Source organism: Pseudomonas sp. NPDC008258 (assembly GCF_042956345.1).
In the GTDB taxonomy this organism is placed as follows: Bacteria; Pseudomonadota; Gammaproteobacteria; order Pseudomonadales; family Pseudomonadaceae; genus Aquipseudomonas.
The window spans coordinates 1-19500 of record NZ_JBIBGE010000015.1 but is presented as its reverse complement, the minus strand read 5'-3'; the positions used below and the strand labels follow the sequence as shown (position 1 = coordinate 19500).

The following is a 19500-nucleotide window of genomic DNA, read 5'->3' as shown; positions in this document are numbered from 1 at the left end:
CGCTCATGACTTGGTCAATAGAGCAGATCGACTCCTATATCGAAGGTTTAATTGTTAACGCCGAACAATTGATTAGTGAAAGCAGGCTGCTATTGGATGGCAATGCATATGCGAGAAGTTTCTCGCTTGCGCATTTCGCGAGAGAGGAATTGGCGAAAGTCGGAATGCTCGAAGCAGCTGGAACCAGGCTCTTAGCTGGACACAAGGTTGACTTCAGAAAGCTCTCGAAACGCCTCACCGATCATAAAGAGAAGCTCAGGAGCGAATCTGCAGATACCATGATTATGGCAGCCGGCGCAGGGGTATCTGATTTAGCTGAAATCATCGCAAAATTCGGTTCTCAAATGGTCAATTATAGGAACGACAACAAAAACTCGTCGCTATATGTCGGAATAATTGATGGGGTCGTTGCAAGGCCTCACACTCTATTCAGCAGGGAGAAGGCGGAGCGAACTTTGAAGCTGGCTGAATTTTCCCTAAAGGAGCATCAAGCCGTTAGGAACCTTCTAGGACCATATGCTCAACGTGCTCCAATTTCAATTCCTGAGGTGGACTCGTCAACCATGGATCTATCTTCGCTCGATATAGCCGAACTAGGAAAGCTCAAACTGCAGTTGCTTTCCATTGCGGAGAGTCGCTCGAAGATTGCCGAGGAATCTGAAAAATCATCAGGCTAAACCTGTCTGGCGGAATCGGTGTATCTTGGGGGGATCAAGTTGGGCGAACCATCACGCTGATGCGGCGACGCTTGATGACCCTCTGAAAGCTGGGCGCCCGGTCAGTTTATCGGAGGTCATGGTGGTAGCGAGGGTTACTGCCGGGTTTGGTACGGCGCGTATAATCTGATAGCTCGCTTGAGCTTGGGACTAAAGCTCAACGGTGCCAGCATCTAAGCTGATGGCAGCCCAGATTGCTCCGGAATAGCGCCGTCTTAGGGTTTAATTGCGTACTGGTCATCTACATGTACCTATAAATTCGACGTATATGAGCCAAGAGCCAAACCTCTTCGAGCGGGTGTTGATGCTGCTATTGCTCGCGGATTGCCTGGTGCCACGCCTGAGTTTCATAGCCAAGGGCGAGCCAATTTATGGCTCGAATCCAGGGATTCGAGCGGTAAAGCATTTTTATGTCATCATTGCGTACGTGCCACGTAGTGTTTCCAGTACTCAGAGGGCTTAGGAGAATGGCTGGCTCAAATTTATCGCTCACCCATGCCCAAGCGACCACTGGGTTAAGAGCTGCTTTGCGAATCATCGAAGCATGGCGAGCAACCGACTCCCAAGCGTGTCGCATTTTGCGCATTTGTCCCGCCACCCGTCACCGCGTCATACAGGAACGCACGGCCATTGTTCGCCTCGACCGGGACCAACAGCAGAGAATCAGCTTGGTGCTGAATATCCATGCTTCCCTGCGCAGCGTGTTCAAAAACCAGGACAACGTTCAGGGTTTCGCTGGGATGCGCAACGAAAATCCCTTTTTCGGTGGCCGCACACCGCTTGAGGTAATGGCTCAAGGAAATCTCATCTCGTTGTATGAAACCTATCTACGGATCGATCATCTCAAGCGCGCCAGCTAAGCCGGTCATTCCGGCTGATTGATCACTGATTCTCTAGCTATTCAGCGGGAATTGGGGGAGTGGCCAGCCCGAGAGCTTTCGCTCGTGCTGGCCGCACAGGAATGCCCGGAAGCGCTTTCACCGTAATGCTTGAAAGTCGCTGCCCCTTGCCTTTGGAATGGGGAAAATTGCAACACGGATAGATTTTAGGACGACGCCTTGCATAGCCATCGCCACTACGGTCCTGCTCGCTGCTCGCCGATGGGTATGGACAATACCAATGTCCAACTCCGTAAATGTAGTCTTCTTCAACATAATGAGCGGACTCTTGGCCGCCAGCTTGGTAGGTCGCCCAGAGCGTGCTGATAGCACGAGGACGCTGCTCATGAAAACTGGCATCCACCAAGAACTCAGTAACCGACTCGTAGACAATCGCAATTATATCAATTAGCAGGTATCTGAGTTGCTCGAATGGAAATGCCTCCTTTATCTCCGCTTGTTTGCTTATATGTCTCAAGCGTGCGCCTAAACGCTGACTCAGCGTCTGAAGCTCAGTTGCTCGGGCCCCATCTGAGAATGAGAGAAGGAATTCGGTCTTGGCATAAAGGGCACGAATCGTCCCTTCGTAAGGGATGTAGTTGGGCGACGAGCATACGCCGTAGAAAGCCTTGGCTCGCTTAAACTCATGATGGTCTTGGTTAGGCACCGAAATGGCTTCCCCAAGATGCCTTCCTCCGCACCCACTCCACATCACATCCATTGTGTGCCCCCGGCAGTTAAAGGACTTACCGCAGAAGGGGCAACGGTCGAGCAGGACGGTGTTGTGCCTATGACACGCAGTGATTGAAGGGTTGAGCAAGCGTCGCCAGTAAGAGAACCCCAGGTTAAAAAGATCTTCTCGCACGCAGTCTGGACAGAACGAAGCGTCCCAGACCTCAAAGTGCGACACGCGCTCACCATAAGCCTTACCTGAGTACGCGGCTTCTTGGGGGTACTTTATGACGAAATGAGCGGCCATCGGAGTGTGATGGTGCAATAGACGGTTGAATCCGTAACAACCTGGCCATCCGAGCGACTCGGCAATCAGATTGATCTCACTGTTCCTGAATCCTGGCCGACCAGCTAGAAACTTGAATGCCCCGAAATTAGCGTCGTACCTGTTCAGGAAGAGCGTCCGACGCACATACGAACCGAGCGACTCATCAGGCAGGATTTGTAAAAGCATCTGATACGCCGTCGTGAGGTGTTCAATAGTAGTTAAGGGGTGAAATTGATAAGGACGGGAGCCGCTACCGGCTGCCGTCCGTTACCGATTCTATTCCTGCGTTACCGACTTAATTCCAGACTTTCACTTTCAAACCGACAACTAGCGGTGTTTACTCAACCGTAACCGACTTGGCCAGGTTACGCGGCTGGTCTACGTCGGTGCCCTTGAGCACGGCCACGTAGTACGACAGCAGCTGCAGCGGAATGGTGTACAGGATCGGCGCCAGGGCATCGGCGATGTGCGGTACCTTGATCACGTGGGTGCCTTCACCATTGCTCATGCCAGCCTGCTCGTCGGCGAACACCACCAACTCGCCACCACGGGCACGCACTTCCTGCAGGTTGGACTTCAGCTTCTCCAGCAGTTCGTTGTTAGGCGCAACGGTAACCACCGGCATGTCGTTGTCCACCAGGGCCAGCGGGCCGTGCTTCAGCTCGCCTGCCGGGTAAGCTTCGGCGTGGATGTAGGAAATCTCCTTGAGCTTCAAAGCACCTTCCATCGCCACCGGGTACTGCGCACCACGGCCTAGGAACAGGGTGTGATGCTTGTCAGCGAACAGCTCGGCGATCTTCTCGACAGTCGCGTCCATGGCCAGGGCTTCGCCCAGACGGGTCGGCAGACGACGCAGCTCTTCAACCAGCTCGGCCTCGACACCGGCTTCCAGGGTACCGCGCACTTGGCCAAGGGCCAGGGTCAGCAGCATCAGCGACACCAGCTGGGTGGTGAAGGCTTTGGTCGAGGCCACGCCGATTTCCGGGCCAGCAAGGGTCAGCAGGGTCAGGTCCGACTCACGAACCAGCGAGCTGATGCCCACGTTGCAGATTGCCAGACTGCCGAGGAAGCCGAGTTCCTTGGCATTACGCAGCGCAGCCAGCGTGTCGGCAGTTTCGCCGGACTGCGAAATGGAGACGAACAGGGTATCCGGCTGCACCACTACTTTGCGGTAACGGAACTCACTGGCCACTTCCACCTGGCACGGAATGCCAGCCAGGCTTTCCAGCCAGTAACGGGCGACCATACCGGCGTGGTAGCTGGTGCCACAGGCAACGATCTGCACGTTGCGCACCTTGGCGAACAGTTCGGCAGCGTTCGGGCCAAAGGCCTGGACCATCACGTTGTCTTTGCCCAGGCGGCCTTCCAGCGTGCGCTGCACGACGCTTGGTTGCTCATGGATTTCCTTGAGCATGAAGTGGCGGTAGTTGCCCTTGTCGGCAGCTTCGGCGCCTTCATGGTACTGCACGGTTTCGCGCTGGACCTTGTTGCCCTGCTGGTCCCAGATGGTGACCTGGTCACGGCGGATTTCAGCGATATCGCCTTCTTCCAGGTACATGAAGCGGTCGGTGACCTGGCGCAGCGCCAACTGGTCGGAGGCCAGGAAGTTTTCGCCCAGGCCCAGGCCGATCACCAGCGGGCTGCCGCTGCGAGCAGCCACCAGGCGGTCAGGCTGCTTGGCGCTGATCAGTGCCAGGCCATAGGCACCATGCAGGCGCTTCACCGCAGCTTTCAAAGCATCGGCCAGGTCGGGGATGCTCTTCAGGGTGTGGTGGATCAGGTGGACGATGACTTCGGTGTCGGTCTGCGAAGTGAAGACGTAGCCCAGGCCTTTCAGCTCTTCACGCAGCTCTTCGTGGTTCTCGATGATGCCGTTGTGCACCACAGCCACTTCATTGCCCGAGAAGTGCGGGTGGGCGTTGCCTTCGGTCGGCGCACCGTGGGTAGCCCAGCGGGTGTGGGCGATACCCAGCTGGCCAGCCAGTGGCTCAGCGGCAACAGCAGCTTGCAGCTCGCTGACCTTGCCAATGCGGCGGCGGCGCTGCAGTTCACCGCTTTGGGTGAGAACGGCCAGACCGGCGCTGTCGTAGCCGCGGTACTCAAGACGCTTGAGGCCTTCGATCAGGATGGCTGTGATGTTGCGCTCGGCGACGGCGCCAACGATTCCACACATGTTTTATTGCTCCTGGCTGATCGCGGCGCAGATCAGATTGACGCCGCGGGCTTGAATTTGTTCGCGTGCCGCTGCGGGCAGGCGTTCGTCTGTAATAAGGGTGTGCACGCTGCTCCAGGGCAGCTCAAGGTTGGGGATCTTGCGCCCCACCTTGTCCGACTCGACCATCACGATCACTTCACGGGCAACTTCAGCCATGACCCGGCTAAGCCCGAGCAGCTCGTTGAACGTGGTGGTGCCCCGGCTGAGGTCGATACCGTCGGCACCGATGAACAGCTGGTCGAAATCGTAGGAGCGCAACACCTGCTCGGCGACCTGGCCCTGGAACGACTCGGAATGCGGGTCCCAAGTCCCACCGGTCATCAGCAGCACCGGTTCGTGTTCGAGATCGCTGATGGCACGGGCCACGTTCAGCGAGTTGGTCATGACCACCAGGCCAGGCTGACGCCCCAGTTCAGGGATCATCGCTGCCGTGGTGCTGCCACTGTCGATGATGATGCGCGCATGTTCACGGATACGGCCAACGGCGGCGCGAGCAATGGCCTTCTTGTAGGAAGACACAGGCTGGGCTGGCTCACCGAGCAGTTCTTGCGGTACCGGTACCGCACCACCATAACGGCGCAGCAACAGGCCGTTGGTTTCCAGCGCGGCGAGGTCTTTGCGAATGGTCACTTCCGAAGTCTCGAAACGCTTGGCCAAGGCGTCCACGCTCACCTCGCCCTGCTCGCTGAGCAAAGCCAGGATATTGTGACGACGTTGCGGTGTGTTTCGTTTCGACATGAGCGCTTAAGTTTCGTTTCGAAAGATAATGATTGCAATCAAAACCTAAGATGGACGATTCGTCAAGCTGTGGATAAACCTTTGCGACAACCTGGCCGCTGTGGGAGCGGGCGAGCCCGCGAAGAATCCAGCGCGGTGAATGGCACCGGCTGCGCCGGTATTCGCGGGCACGCCCGCTCCCACAGGGGATCGCGGCGGTGTCTGGAAATTGAGCAAAGCAGTTAATGCCGTGGGTATGTGTCCAGCCAAAAAAAAGCCGACTTATTCACATAAGTCGGCTTTCGATCGAAACAGCTGTGAATAACTCAGCTCTTCTTGATCTTCTCCGGCCGCTTCCAACCCGCTATGTTGCGCTGGCGCGCACGCGCCACGGCCAGGTCACCAGCCTCGACTGTCTGGGTAATGGTCGAACCGGCAGCCGTGGTCGCACCGGCCTGGATTTCTACAGGCGCCACCAGCGAATTGTTCGAACCGATGAACACGTCTTCACCCATCACCGTCTTGAACTTGTTGGCGCCATCGTAGTTGCAGGTGATGGTGCCAGCGCCGATGTTGGTGCGCGCACCAATCTCGGCATCGCCCAGGTAGGTCAGGTGACCGGCCTTGGCTCCTTCACCCAGGTGGGCGTTTTTCAGTTCGACGAAGTTACCCACATGGGCCTTGGCCTCCAGCACGCTGCCCGGGCGCAGGCGAGCAAACGGGCCGGCATCGCTGCCCTCGCCCATCACGGCCCCTTCAAGGTGGCTGTTGGCCTTCACCACCGCGCCTTTGCGCAGGGTGGTGTTCTTGATTACGCAATTCGGGCCAATCTGCACATCGTCCTCGATGACCACCTTGCCTTCGAGAATCACGTTGATGTCTATCAGCACATCACGACCAACGGTCACTTCACCCCGTACATCGAAGCGCGCCGGGTCGCGCAGGGTCACACCCTGGGCCATCAGGCGGCGGCCTTCACGCAGCTGGTAGTGACGCTCCAGCTCGGACAGCTGGCGGCGGTCGTTGGCGCCCTGCACTTCCATCGGATCGTGCGGCTGTTCGGTGGCCACAACCAGGCCATCGGCCACCGCCATGGCGATGACGTCGGTCAGGTAATACTCGCCTTGGGCGTTGTTGTTCGACAGGCGGCCCATCCAGTCGGCCAGGCGGGCGGCTGGCAGGGCCAGAATACCCGTATTGCCTTCCTTGATTGCTTTCTGCGCGTCGTTGGCGTCCTTGTGCTCAACGATGGCAGTTACCTTGCCCTGCTCGTCACGCACGATACGACCATAGCCGGTCGGGTCGTCGAGGGTGACAGTGAGCAGGCCCAGCTGCTGGTCATTGGCCTTGGCCAGCAGACGCTGCAGGGTCTCCACTTCGATCAACGGTACATCGCCGTACAACACCAGCACAGTGTCGGCGGTAACGGCCGGCAGGGCCTGGGCTACCGCATGGCCGGTACCCAACTGCTTTTCCTGCATGACGAAGTTCAGGTCGTCAGCGGCCAGGCGCTCGCGAACCAGCTCGGCACCATGGCCAATGACCACGTGAATGCCTTGCGGCTGCAGCTGGCGCGCACTGTGGATAACATGGCCGAGCATGGAATTGCCGGCTACCGGGTGCAGCACCTTGGGCAGCGCCGAGCGCATGCGCGTGCCTTGGCCGGCGGCGAGAATAACGATATCGAGTGACATTACTGGCTACCAATCCTGGGCGGTCAGTGAAATGACCGGGGGGAGAAATCAGAAAAAGAAAAAGGGTAGCCGAGGCTACCCTTTTACTCAATCGCAACAGAAGTTATCAGCCAAGGGCCAATTACTTGCCTTTGCGCATTTGCTGGACGGTACGCAGCTGAGCTGCGGCCTCGGCCAGACGTGCGGCGGCGGCACCGTAGTCGAAGTCCGCGCCTTTCAGATTCAGGGCGTTCTCAGCAGCCTTGAGGGCCTCCTGAGCCTGAGCTTCATCCAGGTCTGCAGCACGTTGCACGGTATCGGCAAGCACCTTGACCATGTTCGGCTGAACCTCGAGGAAGCCACCAGAGATGTAGAACACCTCTTGGGCGCCACCCTGCTTGGTCAGCGTGATCGGACCTGGCTTCAGATTGGTGATCAGCGGCGCGTGACCCGGAGCGATACCAAGATCACCCAGGTTACCGTGCGCAACCACCATCTCGACCAGACCGGAGAAAATTTCTCCTTCCGCGCTGACGATATCGCAATGGACTGTCATAGCCATCTGCTTGCCTCAACCTGATAGCGCCCCTTGCGGGGCGCAGGAATTACAGTTTCTTGGCTTTCTCGATCGCTTCGTCGATGCTGCCGACCATGTAGAACGCTTGTTCTGGCAGGTGGTCGTAGTCACCTTTGAGGATGCCGCTGAAGCCAGCGATGGTGTCTTTCAGGGAAACGTACTTGCCTGGCGAACCGGTGAAGACTTCGGCCACGAAGAACGGCTGCGACAGGAAGCGCTGGATCTTACGAGCGCGGGCTACCAGTTGCTTGTCGGTCTCGGACAGTTCGTCCATACCCAGGATCGCAATGATGTCCTTCAGCTCTTTGTAGCGCTGCAGAACATACTGAACGCCACGAGCGGTGTCGTAGTGCTCGTTGCCGATCACGTTCGGGTCCAGCTGGCGCGAAGTCGAGTCCAGTGGGTCGACCGCTGGGTAGATACCCAGGGAGGCGATGTCACGGGACAGAACGACGGTGGCGTCCAAGTGGGCGAAGGTGGTCGCTGGCGACGGGTCGGTCAAGTCGTCCGCAGGTACGTATACGGCCTGAACGGAGGTGATCGAACCTTCCTTGGTGGAGGTGATGCGCTCTTGCAGAACGCCCATCTCTTCAGCCAGGGTCGGCTGGTAACCTACTGCCGAAGGCATACGGCCCAGCAGTGCGGATACTTCGGTACCGGCCAGGGTGTAACGATAGATGTTGTCGACGAACAGCAGAACGTCGTTACCTTCGTCACGGAACTTCTCAGCCATGGTCAGGCCGGTCAGCGCTACGCGCAGACGGTTTCCTGGTGGCTCGTTCATCTGACCGTAGACCAGCGCTACTTTGTCGAGAACGTTGGAGTCCTTCATCTCGTGGTAGAAGTCGTTACCCTCACGAGTACGCTCACCCACACCAGCGAACACGGAATAACCGCTGTGTTCCATGGCGATGTTACGGATCAGTTCCATCATGTTTACGGTCTTGCCGACACCGGCACCACCGAACAGACCAACCTTACCACCCTTGGCGAACGGGCAAACCAGGTCGATAACCTTGATGCCGGTTTCCAGCAGGTCGTTGCCGCCTGCCTGGTCAGCGAACGAAGGCGCTGGCTGGTGGATACCGCGACGCTCTTCTTCGCCGATCGGGCCGGCTTCGTCGATCGGGTTGCCCAGTACGTCCATGATACGGCCCAGGGTGGCCTTACCAACTGGAACGGAAATGGCAGCGCCGGAGTCAACGACTTCCAGACCGCGCTTCAGGCCTTCGGTCGAGCCCATCGCAATGGTACGAACCACACCGTCGCCCAGCTGCTGCTGAACTTCCAGGGTGGTTTCCGCGCCTTGTACTTTCAGCGCGTTGTAAACACTCGGCACGACGTCACGTGGGAATTCCACGTCGATGACGGCGCCGATGATTTGAACGATACGTCCGCTACTCATAGCTGGATCCTCTGAATTTTTGAACCGTTAAACCGCGGCAGCGCCGCCGACGATTTCCGAGATCTCCTGGGTGATCGCAGCCTGACGCGCCTTGTTGTAGATCAATTGAAGCTCTTTGATCAAATCACCGGCGTTGTCTGTGGCGTTCTTCATGGCGATCATCCGGGCCGCTTGTTCAGCAGCGTTGTTCTCGACCACCGCCTGGTATACCTGCGACTCCACGTAACGCACCATCAAGCCGTCCAGCAGCTCTTTTGCGTCGGGTTCGTACAGGTAATCCCAGTGATGCTTGAGATCCTGATCCGGGGTTGCCACCAACGGTACCAATTGCTCGACCGTTGGCTTCTGGGTCATGGTGTTGATGAACTTGTTCGAAACCACGGAGAGGCGATCGATACGGCCGTCCAGGTAGGCGTCCAGCATCACTTTGACGGAGCCGATCAGATCGTTGATCGATGGCTCTTCGCCCAAGTGGCTGATCGCGGCTACAACGTTGCCGCCAAAGATGCGGAAGAAAGTCGCACCCTTGCTGCCGATCACGCACAGGTCGATTTCCACGCCCTGTTCGCGGTTTGCGCTCATGTCCTTGACCAGGGCCTTGAACAGGTTGGTGTTCAAGCCACCGCACAGACCACGGTCACTGCTCACCACGATATAACCGGCGCGCTTTACAGGGCGCTCGATCATGAACGGGTGGCGGTATTCCGGGTTGGCGTTGGCCAGATGACCGATCACCTGGCGGATACGCTCCGCGTAAGGACGGCTAGCAGCCATGCGCATTTGTGCCTTGCGCATCTTGCTGACCGCCACTTTCTCCATGGCGCTGGTAATTTTTTGCGTGCTTTTGATGCTCGCAATCTTACTGCGAATCTCTTTTGCGCCTGCCATGTATCACCTATCAGGTTAGCAAGCGGGGGCCTGGGCCCCCGCTGCGGCTTACCAGGTCTGGGTGGCCTTGAACTTCTCGATACCGGCTTTCAGGCCAGCGTCGATTTCGTCGTTGAAGTCACCCTTCACGTTGATCTTCGCCATCAGTTCAGCGTGATCACGGTTGAAGAAGGCGATCAGTGCTTGCTCGAAGCTACCGATCTTGGAGACTTCTACGTCAGTCAGGAAGCCACGCTCAGCGGCATACAGCGACAGGGCCATGTCCGCGATGGACATTGGCGCGTACTGCTTCTGCTTCATCAGCTCGGTTACGCGCTGACCATGCTCCAGCTGTTTGCGGGTCGCTTCGTCCAGATCGGAGGCGAACTGGGCGAATGCAGCCAGTTCACGGTACTGAGCCAGAGCGGTACGGATACCACCGGACAGCTTCTTGATGATCTTGGTCTGAGCGGCACCACCTACGCGGGATACCGAAACACCGGCGTTCACTGCAGGGCGGATGCCCGAGTTGAACATGGCCGATTCCAGGAAGATCTGACCGTCGGTGATGGAAATCACGTTGGTCGGAACGAACGCGGAAACGTCGCCAGCCTGGGTTTCGATGATCGGCAGAGCGGTCAGGGAACCGGTTTTGCCAGTCACAGCACCGTTGGTGAACTTCTCGACGTACTCTTCCGAAACGCGCGATGCACGCTCCAGCAGACGGGAGTGGAGATAGAACACGTCGCCTGGGTACGCTTCACGTCCTGGTGGACGGCGCAGCAGCAGGGAGATCTGACGGTAGGCAACGGCCTGCTTGGACAGGTCATCGTAAACGATCAGGGCATCTTCACCGCGGTCACGGAAGAACTCGCCCATGGTGCAGCCGGCGTATGGCGCCAGGAACTGCAGTGCGGCGGATTCCGAAGCACTGGCAACGACCACGATGGTGTTGGCCAGGGCGCCGGCTTCTTCCAGCTTGCGAACGATGTTGGCAACGGTGGAACGCTTCTGGCCGACAGCAACATAAACACAGAAAATACCGGAGTCTTTCTGGTTGATGATGGCGTCGATGGCCATGGCGGTCTTGCCGATCTGACGGTCACCGATGATCAGCTCGCGCTGGCCACGGCCGACAGGGATCATGGCGTCGACGGACTTGTAGCCAGTCTGTACAGGCTGGTCTACCGACTTACGCCAGATCACGCCTGGAGCTACTTTCTCGACTGCGTCGGTCTGGGTGTTGCCCAGAGGACCTTTGCCGTCGATCGGGTTGCCCAGTGCGTCAACGACGCGACCCAGCAGTTCCTTACCAACCGGAACTTCCAGGATACGGCCGGTGCACTTGGCGCTCATGCCTTCGGCGAGGGTGTCGTATGCACCCAGGATCACTGCACCTACGGAGTCTTGCTCCAGGTTCAGGGCCATGCCGAATACGCTGCCAGGGAACTCGATCATTTCGCCGTACATGACGTCGGCCAGACCGTGGATCCGCACGATACCGTCGGATACCGAAACAACGGTACCTTCGTTACGGGCTTGGGAGCTCACATCGAGGTTGTCGATGCGGCCCTTGATGATTTCACTAATTTCGGAAGGATTGAGTTGCTGCATTGCTCTGCTGCCCCTTCAAACTCAAGATTTCAATGCTTCGGCCAGTTTCGCGATTTTGCCGCGAACAGAGCCATCGATTACCAGGTCACCAGCGCGGATGACGACGCCGCCAATCAGGCTGGCATCCTCCGACGCGTGCAGGCGCACTTCCTGGCCTAACCGTGCACTGAGAACCTTGGCGAGTTTGTCTTGCTGTTCTTGGTTCAACGCGAAGGCACTGGTGACTTCCACGTCCACGGACTTCTCTTGCTCGGCCTTGTACAGGTCGAACAGAGCGGCAATCTCCGGCAGAAGCAGGAGACGGTCGTTTTCCGCGGCAACATGAATGAAATTCTGTGCCTGTGCATTGAACTTGTCACCGCACACGTCAATGAACGTGGCGGCCTTTTCTGCGCTCGTCAGTCGCGGGGCCTTGAGCAGGCGCTGCATGGTGTCGTCTTGCGACACCGCAGCAGCCAGGCCGAGCATGGCTGACCAATTGGCCAGTTGCTGATGGGCCTGGGCATGCTCAAAGGCAGCCTTAGCGTAAGGTCGGGCCAACGTGGTCAGTTCTGCCATGATCGCCCTCGCTTAAATTTCAGCGGCCAGTTTGTTAACCAGCTCCGCATGCGCGTTTTGATCGATTGTGGCGCCAAGGATCTTTTCAGCACCGCCAACGGCCAGGGCACCCACTTGGGCACGCAGGGCGTCTTTAGCACTGTTCAGTTCCTGTTCGATCTCGGCCAGAGCCTGAGCCTTCACACGGTCAGCTTCGACGCGGGCCTGTTCACGGGCTTCCTCGACAAGCTGAGCAGCGCGTTTCTTGCTTTGCTCAATGATTTCGGCTGCCTGGGCTTTAGCTTCACGCAGTTGCTGACCCGCTTTCTCTTGGGCCAGCTCCAGGTCGCGAGCTGCGCGGTTGGCAGCGTCCAAGCCGTCGGCAATCTTCTTTTGGCGCTCTTGCAGGGCAGTGATGACCGGAGGCCATACATACTTCATGCAGAAGAGTACAAAAATCAGAAAAGCAACGGATTGGCCAATCAGGGTTGCATTAATGTTCACGCCAACACCTCGCTCGGTCTTAATTCATACAGCCATCAACTCGTGGTGACGAGTGATTAGCCGGCGATCTGACCAACGAACGGATTCGCGAAGGTGAAGAACAGAGCGATACCAACACCGATCATGGTTACGGCGTCGAGCAGACCGGCAACGATGAACATTTTAACCTGCAGCATCGGAACCATTTCTGGTTGACGAGCAGCGCCTTCCAGGAATTTGCCGCCCAGCAGGCCGAAACCAATGGCGGTACCCAGAGCACCCAGGCCGATCAGCAGAGCAACAGCGATAGCGGTCAGACCAACTACAGTTTCCATCTTTCCTCCCGACTTTTACGTCGTATTGGTTAGGTTTTTAAGTTGAAGCGGTAAAACAAATCGTTTGGTACAGCATGCCCTTGCGGACTTTTTAAGCCCTCCCCCCAAACAGGCGGGGAAGGCTATCAGACACGCCAGGCGGTCTTAATGGTTATCTTCGTGCGCCATCGACAGGTAGACGATGGTCAGCATCATGAAGATGAAAGCTTGCAGGGTGATGATCAGGATGTGGAACACAGCCCACGCCCATTGCAGCACCACACCCAGGCCGCTGAGCCACAGCAGGCCGGAGCCGAACATGACCGCGATCAGGATGAACACCAGTTCGCCGGCGTACATGTTGCCGAACAGACGCAGTGCCAGCGAGATCGGCTTGGCGATCAGGGTGACGAATTCCAGCAGGAAGTTGACCGGAATCAGCAGGATTTGAACGAAGATGTTCTTGCTGCCGAACGGGTGCAGGGTCAGCTCGCCGATGAAGCCGCCCAGGCCCTTGACCTTGATGCTGTAGAAGATGATCAGGGCAAACACGCAGAAGGCCATGGCCAGGGTCGCGTTCGGGTCGGTGGTCGACACGGCGCGGAACGGAATGTGCGGGTCACCGGAAATCAGGATGGCCAGCTGAGGAATCCAGTCGACCGGAACCAGGTCGACGGCGTTCATCAGGAATACCCAGACGAAAATGGTCAGCGCCAGCGGAGCGATTACCGGGCTACGGCCGTGGAAGGAGTCCTTCACGCTGCCATGGACGAAGTCGACCATCACTTCCACGAAGTTCTGCAAGCCGCCTGGTTGGCCGGAAGTCGCCTTCTTGGCCGCCATGCGGAAGATGAACAGGAAGATCAGACCCAGCGCGACGGACCAACCCAGGGTGTCCACGTGGAACGCCCAGAAGCCCATTGCCTTGGCTTCTGCAGCCGAATGGGCAAAGCCCCAGCTGCCGTCTGGTAATTGACCATAGGTCAGGTTCTGCAAGTGGTGCTGGATATAACCCGAAGCGGTTTCTTCTGCCATGGTTGCCTCAAACGCCCTAAGGTCTCGAAAGTCTTTTATTCATCAGCAGGGGCGCGAACCAGCTGACCAAAAGGGTCAGCACGAAGACGCCGAATACTGCTAACGGCGCCAGTGGCTTCACTCCTGCGAAGGTCAGTGCAAAAAGCACTGCCGTCAAAATCATCTTGCCTGCCTCGCCCGCGTAAAACGACTTGACGATGGCTTGTGCCGCCCGAGCTCCGCTGAAGCGAAAAGCCTTCCAGGCGAAATACACATTGGGCAGCCAAGCAATCAAACCTCCGCAAAGGCCTGAATATCCACTGACTACCCCTTTCCACTGCCACAACATCAGGGTTGCCAGCAGCAGTACGACAAATTGAGCCAGCAGTACCGGAAAAACCGCCCAGCGATGGAAAGGCAGGCGGTTTGGCGTGCGGATTTCCATCACAACTGCTCCTCGGAAGTCGACCAACAAGTCAGTAATGACTTGGCATAATTTGTGCCGACAAAATGCGCGCAGAGTATAGGGGTGGTTTAACCCCTATTCAACTCTTCGGTAGTGATTTCCGACTGCGCGCTACAACAGGAATTGTTTCAGCGGATGTGAGCAAGCACGCCTTGCAACTCGTCAAGCGAGTTGTAACGAATAACCAACTGGCCTTTGCCCTTGTTGCCATGACGGATCTGAACAGCCGAGCCCAGGCGCTCTGCGAGCCGCTGTTCAAGGCGTGCGATATCCGGATCAGGTTTGCTCGGTTCGACCGGATCAGGCTTGTCGCTGAGCCACTGACGCACCAGTGCCTCAGTTTGGCGCACGGTGAGGCCACGTGCGACAACATGACGCGCCCCCTCCTCCTGGCGGGTTTCCTCCAGACCGAGCAATGCACGGGCGTGACCCATCTCCAGGTCGCCGTGGGCGAGCATGGTCTTGATCGCCTCGGGCAGGGTGATCAGCCGCAGCAGGTTGGCCACGGTTACCCGCGACTTGCCCACGGCGTCAGCCACCTGTTGCTGGGTGAGCTCGAATTCCTGCTGCAGGCGCTGCAGCGCCAGGGCTTCTTCCAGCGGGTTGAGGTCTTCGCGCTGGATGTTCTCGATCAACGCCATGGCAATGGCGGCTTCATCGGCCACTTCACGGACCATGGCCGGGATCGTGTCCAGGCCGGCCTGCTGGGTTGCCCGCCAGCGGCGCTCACCGGCAATGATTTCGTAGCGGTTGTCGCCAATCGGGCGCACCACGATCGGTTGCATGACGCCATGGGTGCGGATGGAGTGCGCGAGTTCTTCCAGCGCCTGCGGGTCCATGTCCCGGCGCGGCTGGTATTTGCCGCGCTGGATCAGCTCGACCGGCAGGTGTTGCAGTTCTTTCTGGTCGATCTTTACAGCCTGCTCTTCGAGCGCGCTGACGGAAGGACCACTGAGCAGTGCATCCAACCCACGTCCGAGACCCCGTTTCTTGACGGCCATACGGATTCCTTAAGTTGTTTGTGCAGTGCGTGATTGACGGCGTTGACGGCGAACCAGTTCCCCAGCCAGGGCCAGATAAGCCAGCGCGCCGCGCGATTGCTTGTCGTAAGCCAGGGCCGGCATGCCGAAACTCGGGGCTTCGGCCAGGCGGATATTGCGCGGAATCACCGTGTCGTACAGCTGCGGACCAAAGTGCTCCTTCAGCTGCGCCGAAACATCGTTGTTCAGGCTCAGGCGCGGATCGTACATGGTCCGCAGCAAGCCCTCGATCTTCAGCTCCGGGTTCAACCGGGCAGCGATGCGCTTGATGTTATCCACAAGATCGCTGAGACCTTCCAGTGCGTAGTACTCGCACTGCATGGGGATAATCACGCCATCGGAAGCGACCAGGGCGTTGAGCGTAAGCATCGACAACGACGGCGGGCAGTCGATGAGGATGTAGTCGTAGTTCTCGCGGATGGGTGCCAGGGCGTTGCGCAGACGGCTTTCCTTGACCTGCATTTCCAGCAGCACCACTTCGGCGGCGGTCAGGTCCCGGTTGGCCGGCAGCAACTGGAAGCCACCGTGCTCGGAGTAATGCATGGCCTGGGCCAGGTCGCATTCCCCGATCAACAGGTCGTAGACCGAGTGCTCGAGCTCGTGCTTGTCCACACCGCTGCCCATGGTGGCGTTGCCCTGCGGATCGAGGTCGATCAGCAGCACACGACGCTTTGTCGCAGCCAGCGAGGCGGCGAGATTGATACAGGTGGTGGTCTTGCCTACACCACCTTTCTGGTTCGCGATTGCGAATACCTTAGCCATTGATGCGCGTGTTCCCAGTCATGCCTTGCGGCGCAGTATCAGCAGATGGCGCTGGCCCTGGCAACCCGGAACGGTCAGGGCCTGTTCGCTTTCCACTGTGAAGTCTGCGGGCAATGCTACCAGTTCATCGGCAGGATGCAGCCCCTTCATTGCAAGCCATTGCGTCCCGGTGTCGCCCAGATGGCGGGTCCAGTTGGTGAAGTTCTCCATGCTGCTGAAGGCGCGGGAGATGATTCCGTCGAACGGTTGTGCCGGCTGGAAGGCTTCGACCCGGCTGTGGATAACCGTGAGGTTGTCCAGTTTCAGCTCCATTTTCACCTGGGTCAGGAAGCGGGTCTTCTTGCCATTGGCGTCCAGCACCGTCACACGTTTGTGCGGATGCAGGATAGCCAACGGGATGCCGGGCATGCCACCACCGCTACCGACGTCCAGCCAGTTTTCACGCTCGCTGTGGATAAACGACATGACGCTGAGGCTGTCGAGCAGATGGCGCGACACCATTTCGTCCGGGTCGCGCACGGCGGTGAGATTGTAGGCTTTGTTCCATTTGATCAGCAGGGCCAGGTAGCCGAGCAGTTTTTCGTGATGCTCGGGGCTCAACTCGACACCGAGCTGGCGCGCACCTGTGGACAACTCTTCGGCGTGTTGCGGGGTGACCAGGGAACTCAAGCGCTTTGCTCCAATTCGCGGCCAGCGCCGCGTTTTTTCAAGTAAATCAGCAACAGGGAGATCGCCGCCGGTGTCACGCCAGGAATGCGCGAGGCCTGGCCCAGGGTTTGCGGACGGGTCTGGCCAAGCTTGCCCTGGATCTCCTTGGACAGGCCGGAAATTGTCGAGTAGTCGATATCCACAGGCAGGACCGTATCTTCACTGGCACGCAGGCGGGCGATTTCATCCTGCTGGCGGTCGATGTAGCCGGCGTACTTGGTGCGGATTTCGACCTGCTCGGCGACCTGTGGATCAATCGTCTCACCACCGGTTGCCTCGATCAGGCCGGCATAGTCGATTTCCGGGCGCGCCAGCAGGTTGAGCAGGCTGTACTCGTGACTCAGCGGGGTGCCGAACTTATCCACAATGGCTTGGCCTTGCTCGGTGTTCGGGCGCACCCAGGTCGACTTCAGGCGCTGTTCCTCACGCTCGATGCCGTCGCGCTTGGCGCAGAAGGCGGCCCAGCGCTGGTCATCGATCAGGCCCAGTTCACGGCCTTTTTCGGTCAGGCGCAGGTCGGCGTTGTCTTCACGCAGGATCAGGCGGTACTCGGCACGCGAAGTGAACATGCGGTACGGCTCCTGGGTACCCAGGGTGATCAGGTCGTCGACCAGTACCCCGATGTACGCTTCATCGCGACGCGGGCACCAGCTTTCGCGGCCTTGCGCGCGCAGTGCAGCGTTGGTACCCGCCAGCAAGCCTTGTGCGCCGGCTTCTTCGTAACCGGTTGTGCCGTTGATTTGCCCGGCGAAGAACAGGCCACCGATCACTTTGGTCTCGAGGCTGTACTTGAGGTCTCGCGGGTCGAAGTAGTCGTACTCGATGGCGTAGCCCGGGCGCACGATGTGGGCGTTTTCCATACCGCGGATCGAACGCACCAACTCAAGCTGCACGTCGAACGGCAACGAAGTGGAAATGCCGTTGGGGTAAAGCTCGTGGGTGGTCAGGCCTTCCGGCTCGATGAACACCTGGTGGCTTTCCTTGTCGGCGAAGCGGTGGATCTTGTCTTCGATCGAAGGGCAGTAGCGCGGGCCGACGCCCTCGATCACGCCCGAATACATCGGCGAGCGGTCAAGGTTGGAGGCAATTATCTCGTGGGTGCGCGCGTTGGTGTGGGTAATCCAGCAGCTCACTTGACGTGGGTGCATCTCGGCATTGCCCATGAACGACATCACCGGGATCGGCGTATCGCCTGGCTGCTCGGTCATGACCGAGAAGTCCACCGAACGGCCATCAATACGTGGCGGTGTACCGGTTTTCAGGCGACCGACGCGCAGCGGCAGTTCACGCATGCGGTGGGCCAGGGCAATCGAAGGCGGATCACCGGCGCGACCGCCGGAATGGTTTTGCAAACCAATGTGGATAAGGCCGCCAAGGAAGGTACCGGTGGTCAACACCACCGATTCGGCGAAGAAACGCAGACCCATCTGCGTGACCACGCCTTTGACCTGGTCCTGTTCGACGATCAGGTCGTCGCAGGACTGCTGGAATATCCACAGGTTCGGCTGGTTTTCCAGGATTTCACGCACCACTGCCTTGTAGATGGCGCGGTCGGCCTGTGCACGGGTGGCGCGTACGGCCGGGCCCTTGCGGTTGTTCAAAACGCGGAACTGGATGCCGCTCTTGTCGGTGGCCAGCGCCATGGCGCCGCCGAGGGCATCGATCTCTTTGACCAGATGGCTTTTGCCAATACCGCCGATGGCGGGGTTGCAGCTCATGTGACCGAGGGTTTCCACGTTATGGGTCAACAGCAGGGTTTTCACACCCATGCGTGCAGACGCAAGCGCAGCCTCGGTACCGGCATGGCCGCCGCCGATGACGATCACTTCAAAACGGGAAGGGAAATCCACCACGCACCTCGTGCCTGTTTTTGCGAATAGAGAAGGTAAGCGGACAAGTATAGGGACTTCACCCCCTTTAAAGAAACCATCTGAGCAAATTTTGACCAGTCTGTGGATGAGTGGCAGACAACAGAAATCAACAAGAAGAAATTTATAAAAGCTTTGTTTTTATGTTTATTCTTATGCACAGCCTGATCTGTGGATAAACCTTTGAAGGCCATGAATTACGGCATGTACAGAGAAATTAAACCCTGTGGTTGGAGTGCCATGAGGGTTATGGATAACACGATTTAGCCTGTGGATTAAATGCCTGTTTACCCACAGGCGGGTTTGCCCTCAGAAAAAAAGCCTGCTTATCAACGGAGCTGAAGCGGGGTTTTCCACAGGGCTCCTGAAAGCAGATTTCGCTGCTGGGTGAAAAAGTTTTTGTAGCAGCAGGCTGGCGCGGACAAGGTGGGAGCGGGCATGCCCGCGAAAGCGTGGGTCCAGCCATAGGGTTTTGGAGGTTTTATGCGCCTCTTCGCGGGCGCGCCCGCTCCCACAGGTGCTCAGTTCGCCTTGCTCAGTAAGAATTTCATGCAAAAAAAAGGTTCTTCACGGATTGCCGGGAAAGTCATTCTTGATCTTCATGAAAAAGAACTCGCTGTCCCGGTAGCCGTAAGCCATCCGCTTG

General features: G+C 58.0%; 19 protein-coding genes. 2 read left to right on the top strand and 17 right to left on the bottom strand.

The features are described from left to right. Positions 1-5 precede the first annotated feature (5 nt). Together ACFY9W_RS14090 and ACFY9W_RS14085 are read left to right on the top strand one after the other, a co-directional pair. Complete coding sequence (locus ACFY9W_RS14090; protein ID WP_391131186.1) at positions 6-677, top strand: AbiV family abortive infection protein; 672 nt, start codon at positions 6-8, stop codon at positions 675-677. Positions 678-1183: 506 nt separating this feature from the next. Next, complete coding sequence (locus ACFY9W_RS14085; protein ID WP_197873909.1) at positions 1184-1576, top strand: antitoxin Xre-like helix-turn-helix domain-containing protein; 393 nt, start codon at positions 1184-1186, stop codon at positions 1574-1576. A 37-nt stretch (positions 1577-1613) separates the two neighbouring features. On the opposite strand, the gene ACFY9W_RS14080 is transcribed toward ACFY9W_RS14085, so the two are convergent. The 17 genes from ACFY9W_RS14080 to mnmG all read right to left on the bottom strand — a co-directional run bounded on the left by ACFY9W_RS14080 (position 1614) and on the right by mnmG (position 18836). Then, positions 1614-2261, bottom strand: a complete 648-nt coding sequence (locus ACFY9W_RS14080) for a hypothetical protein (protein ID WP_391131182.1) — start codon at positions 2259-2261, stop codon at positions 1614-1616. 670 nt (positions 2262-2931) lie between these two features. Beyond that, entirely contained in the window at positions 2932-4767 is a 1836-nt protein-coding gene (gene glmS / locus ACFY9W_RS14075; protein WP_391131179.1) for a glutamine--fructose-6-phosphate transaminase (isomerizing), read from the bottom strand. Between the two features lie 3 nt (positions 4768-4770). Then, the gene (locus tag ACFY9W_RS14070) at positions 4771-5547 is read right to left on the bottom strand and encodes a DeoR family transcriptional regulator (protein WP_391131177.1); all 777 of its coding nucleotides are present in this window, start codon (positions 5545-5547) and stop codon (positions 4771-4773) included. Between the two features lie 305 nt (positions 5548-5852). Then, positions 5853-7220, bottom strand: a complete 1368-nt coding sequence (glmU, locus tag ACFY9W_RS14065) for a bifunctional UDP-N-acetylglucosamine diphosphorylase/glucosamine-1-phosphate N-acetyltransferase GlmU (protein ID WP_391131174.1) — start codon at positions 7218-7220, stop codon at positions 5853-5855. Positions 7221-7341: 121 nt separating this feature from the next. Continuing rightward, on the bottom strand, positions 7342-7761 hold the full coding sequence (locus ACFY9W_RS14060) for a F0F1 ATP synthase subunit epsilon (RefSeq protein ID WP_016489909.1): 420 nt from the start codon (positions 7759-7761) through the stop codon (positions 7342-7344). A 43-nt stretch (positions 7762-7804) separates the two neighbouring features. After that, positions 7805-9181, bottom strand: coding sequence for a F0F1 ATP synthase subunit beta (gene atpD, locus ACFY9W_RS14055; protein ID WP_016502294.1), 1377 nt, complete (start codon positions 9179-9181; stop codon positions 7805-7807). 27 nt (positions 9182-9208) lie between these two features. Next, the gene (atpG, locus tag ACFY9W_RS14050) at positions 9209-10069 is read right to left on the bottom strand and encodes a F0F1 ATP synthase subunit gamma (protein ID WP_003253195.1); all 861 of its coding nucleotides are present in this window, start codon (positions 10067-10069) and stop codon (positions 9209-9211) included. Between the two features lie 48 nt (positions 10070-10117). Further along, complete coding sequence (gene atpA / locus ACFY9W_RS14045) at positions 10118-11662, bottom strand: F0F1 ATP synthase subunit alpha (RefSeq protein ID WP_016712768.1); 1545 nt, start codon at positions 11660-11662, stop codon at positions 10118-10120. A gap of 21 nt (positions 11663-11683) precedes the next feature. Continuing rightward, positions 11684-12220: a F0F1 ATP synthase subunit delta gene (locus ACFY9W_RS14040; RefSeq protein WP_003253191.1), complete on the bottom strand. Its 537-nt coding sequence runs from the start codon at positions 12218-12220 to the stop codon at positions 11684-11686. 12 nt (positions 12221-12232) lie between these two features. Then, a complete protein-coding gene (locus tag ACFY9W_RS14035) occupies positions 12233-12703 on the bottom strand; it encodes a F0F1 ATP synthase subunit B (protein WP_003253189.1) in 471 nt (156 codons plus the stop codon). Positions 12704-12759: 56 nt separating this feature from the next. After that, positions 12760-13017, bottom strand: coding sequence for a F0F1 ATP synthase subunit C (gene atpE, locus ACFY9W_RS14030; protein ID WP_003097235.1), 258 nt, complete (start codon positions 13015-13017; stop codon positions 12760-12762). A 144-nt stretch (positions 13018-13161) separates the two neighbouring features. Further along, a complete protein-coding gene (gene atpB, locus ACFY9W_RS14025) occupies positions 13162-14031 on the bottom strand; it encodes a F0F1 ATP synthase subunit A (RefSeq protein WP_167063655.1) in 870 nt (289 codons plus the stop codon). A 16-nt stretch (positions 14032-14047) separates the two neighbouring features. Next, on the bottom strand, positions 14048-14455 hold the full coding sequence (locus ACFY9W_RS14020; protein WP_391131167.1) for a F0F1 ATP synthase subunit I: 408 nt from the start codon (positions 14453-14455) through the stop codon (positions 14048-14050). A 149-nt stretch (positions 14456-14604) separates the two neighbouring features. Continuing rightward, positions 14605-15477: a ParB/RepB/Spo0J family partition protein gene (locus tag ACFY9W_RS14015; protein WP_391131164.1), complete on the bottom strand. Its 873-nt coding sequence runs from the start codon at positions 15475-15477 to the stop codon at positions 14605-14607. Between the two features lie 9 nt (positions 15478-15486). After that, complete coding sequence (locus tag ACFY9W_RS14010) at positions 15487-16278, bottom strand: ParA family protein (protein ID WP_012274913.1); 792 nt, start codon at positions 16276-16278, stop codon at positions 15487-15489. A gap of 18 nt (positions 16279-16296) precedes the next feature. Beyond that, complete coding sequence (rsmG, locus tag ACFY9W_RS14005; protein ID WP_391131160.1) at positions 16297-16947, bottom strand: 16S rRNA (guanine(527)-N(7))-methyltransferase RsmG; 651 nt, start codon at positions 16945-16947, stop codon at positions 16297-16299. After that, positions 16944-18836 carry a tRNA uridine-5-carboxymethylaminomethyl(34) synthesis enzyme MnmG gene (gene mnmG, locus ACFY9W_RS14000; protein WP_391131157.1) on the bottom strand — a complete coding sequence of 631 codons (1893 nt, stop codon included), beginning with the start codon at positions 18834-18836 and terminating at the stop codon, positions 16944-16946. Before mnmG ends, rsmG begins: the two co-directional genes overlap by 4 nt. Positions 18837-19500 lie beyond the last annotated feature (664 nt).

Bases quoted from the DNA above. Each gene is read 5' to 3' on its own strand.
- ACFY9W_RS14090 (WP_391131186.1), top strand. From the start codon at position 6: ATGACTTGGTCAATAGAGCAGATCGACTCCTATATCGAAGGTTTAATT.
- ACFY9W_RS14010 (WP_012274913.1), bottom strand. From the start codon at position 16,278: ATGGCTAAGGTATTCGCAATCGCGAACCAGAAAGGTGGTGTAGGCAAG.
- ACFY9W_RS14015 (WP_391131164.1), bottom strand. From the start codon at position 15,477: ATGGCCGTCAAGAAACGGGGTCTCGGACGTGGGTTGGATGCACTGCTC.
- ACFY9W_RS14040 (WP_003253191.1), bottom strand. From the start codon at position 12,220: ATGGCAGAACTGACCACGTTGGCCCGACCTTACGCTAAGGCTGCCTTT.
- atpG (WP_003253195.1), bottom strand. From the start codon at position 10,069: ATGGCAGGCGCAAAAGAGATTCGCAGTAAGATTGCGAGCATCAAAAGC.
- glmU (WP_391131174.1), bottom strand. From the start codon at position 7,220: ATGTCACTCGATATCGTTATTCTCGCCGCCGGCCAAGGCACGCGCATG.
- ACFY9W_RS14060 (WP_016489909.1), bottom strand. From the start codon at position 7,761: ATGGCTATGACAGTCCATTGCGATATCGTCAGCGCGGAAGGAGAAATT.
- atpB (WP_167063655.1), bottom strand. From the start codon at position 14,031: ATGGCAGAAGAAACCGCTTCGGGTTATATCCAGCACCACTTGCAGAAC.
- glmS (WP_391131179.1), bottom strand. From the start codon at position 4,767: ATGTGTGGAATCGTTGGCGCCGTCGCCGAGCGCAACATCACAGCCATC.
- atpA (WP_016712768.1), bottom strand. From the start codon at position 11,662: ATGCAGCAACTCAATCCTTCCGAAATTAGTGAAATCATCAAGGGCCGC.
- atpE (WP_003097235.1), bottom strand. From the start codon at position 13,017: ATGGAAACTGTAGTTGGTCTGACCGCTATCGCTGTTGCTCTGCTGATC.
- atpD (WP_016502294.1), bottom strand. From the start codon at position 9,181: ATGAGTAGCGGACGTATCGTTCAAATCATCGGCGCCGTCATCGACGTG.
- ACFY9W_RS14020 (WP_391131167.1), bottom strand. From the start codon at position 14,455: ATGGAAATCCGCACGCCAAACCGCCTGCCTTTCCATCGCTGGGCGGTT.
- ACFY9W_RS14085 (WP_197873909.1), top strand. From the start codon at position 1,184: ATGGCTGGCTCAAATTTATCGCTCACCCATGCCCAAGCGACCACTGGG.
- ACFY9W_RS14070 (WP_391131177.1), bottom strand. From the start codon at position 5,547: ATGTCGAAACGAAACACACCGCAACGTCGTCACAATATCCTGGCTTTG.